The 1,564-nt window shown below is 68.2% G+C and carries 3 protein-coding genes; 1 reads left to right on the forward strand and 2 read right to left on the reverse strand.

Features of this window, described 5'->3' with window-relative positions:
* Together FPZ41_RS46420 and FPZ41_RS46425 are read right to left on the reverse strand one after the other, a co-directional pair.
* Window positions 1-196, reverse strand: a 196-nt coding sequence (locus tag FPZ41_RS46420; protein WP_152870905.1) for a DUF397 domain-containing protein, incomplete at its 3' end; no start/stop codon positions are given.
* A complete protein-coding gene (locus FPZ41_RS46425) occupies window positions 193-978 on the reverse strand; it encodes a helix-turn-helix domain-containing protein (protein WP_228023473.1) in 786 nt (261 codons plus the stop codon). The genes FPZ41_RS46425 and FPZ41_RS46420, both read right to left, overlap by 4 nt.
* Window positions 979-1,109: 131 nt before the next feature.
* Between FPZ41_RS46425 and FPZ41_RS46430 the strand changes: the two genes are divergently transcribed.
* Window positions 1,110-1,564, forward strand: a 455-nt coding sequence (locus FPZ41_RS46430) for an ATP-binding protein (RefSeq protein ID WP_152870909.1), incomplete at its 3' end; no start/stop codon positions are given.

The following is a 1,564-nucleotide window of genomic DNA, read 5'->3' on the forward strand; positions in this document are numbered from 1 at the left end:
CGGTGAGGTGGGGGGTGGTGGGGGTCTTGGAGTCGCGGATGTGGATGGTGGTGGGGCGGGCGGCGACCTCCACGCAGTCGCCGCCTTCGTCGCCGCTGTAGCTGGACTTGCGCCAGTCGTAGGCGACTTCGACACAGTCGCCCCCCTCGTCGCTGCTGTAGCTCGACTTGAACCACCGAAGTGCGGTGCCGCTCATTGCTCTCCTAGCAGACGGTCCAGCAGATCACTGGTGTCCTCGGGGGTGAGGGCCTGTGATCGCAGCATTGCATACTTCTGGTTGAGGGTCGCGACCTCGTTCGGGTCAGCGATGAGATGGCTGCCGCGATGGCCCTCCGTGTAGGCGAGCCGCTGGTGTTCGGGTGTCTCCAGCAGGACGAAGGGACCGGCGAGTCCCGCGTGGGTGGTGCGGTCCAGCGGCAGGGCCTGGAGCATGAGGCCCGGGAGTTCGGAGCACGCGCGCAGGTGCCGCAACTGCTCGGCCCACACTTCTCGCCCACCGAGCGGGGCCCGCAGTGCTGGCTCCCAGATCACGAACGACGTGATCGGCGGCTCCTTGCGGTGCAGGATCGCCTGGCGTTCGATGCGTTTCGCCACCAACTGCGCGATGGCGTCCTCGTTGTAGACCGGGACGCGGCTGCGGAACACCGCCTCCGCGTACGCATCCGTCTGGAGCAGACCGGGCAGCACCTGGTTCTGGTACGACGAGATCGCGATCGCCTCCCGCTCCCGATCCAGGAACTCCTCCGCCCACAGCGGAACCAGATCCACCTCCGGCATGTACTCCAACGCCGCCGCCAACGCCCCCTTTGTATCGAGGAGTTGGTCGAGCTGCTCCGCCAGGTCCGGCTTCAGCGGCCGTCTGCCCTGCTCGATCGAAGCGATCTGCTGCTCACCGACGACGAACCGGTCGCCCAGTGACTTCTGTGTGTACCCGGCCGCCTGGCGGTAGAGGGCGAGCAGCGCGCCCACCATCCTCATGGCCGACGCGTTTCTCCGCGTCCGTGACCGTGTCCTGGTGCTCATGCGGTCCAAACTCCCCATCCGCGTGCGTACGTTCACCGTCGTGCACCCGTGCAAACCGGCTGTACTGATACACGCACTGTTTCATCATGGCCACGCAGCGTGACACTTTCCATGTGAACGTAGAAATCCCCCACCCGTCCCCACGCGAACGCTTCTACCGTCGCGAACGCGACTCCGTCCCCGCCGCCCGCTCGTTCGCGCGGGAGGCGCTCGCCGACTGGGGCGTGCGGGAACGGGCGTACGACGTCGTGCTGTGCGTCAGCGAACTCGCCACCAACGCCCTCGTGCACGGCGTACCACAGGGCAGGGGCTTCCTGCTGAGGCTGTTGCCGCTGCCGTACGACGGCGGGGTGCGGGTCGAGGTGCACGACAGCGGGGACGGCGTACCGGCCGTGCCGCAGGCCGACGTGCGGGAGCCGGGCGAGGGCGGGCGCGGGCTGCTGCTGGTGTCGGAGCTGGCGGACAAGTGGGGGGTCGGGGAGCGGGACCCGGGGAAGATCGTGTGGTGCGAGTTCGCGGGCTCACGGCCGTCGAGTCCCTG

It is taken from the genome of Streptomyces acidicola (assembly GCF_009377235.1).
Taxonomy (GTDB): domain Bacteria; phylum Actinomycetota; class Actinomycetes; order Streptomycetales; family Streptomycetaceae; genus Streptomyces; species Streptomyces acidicola.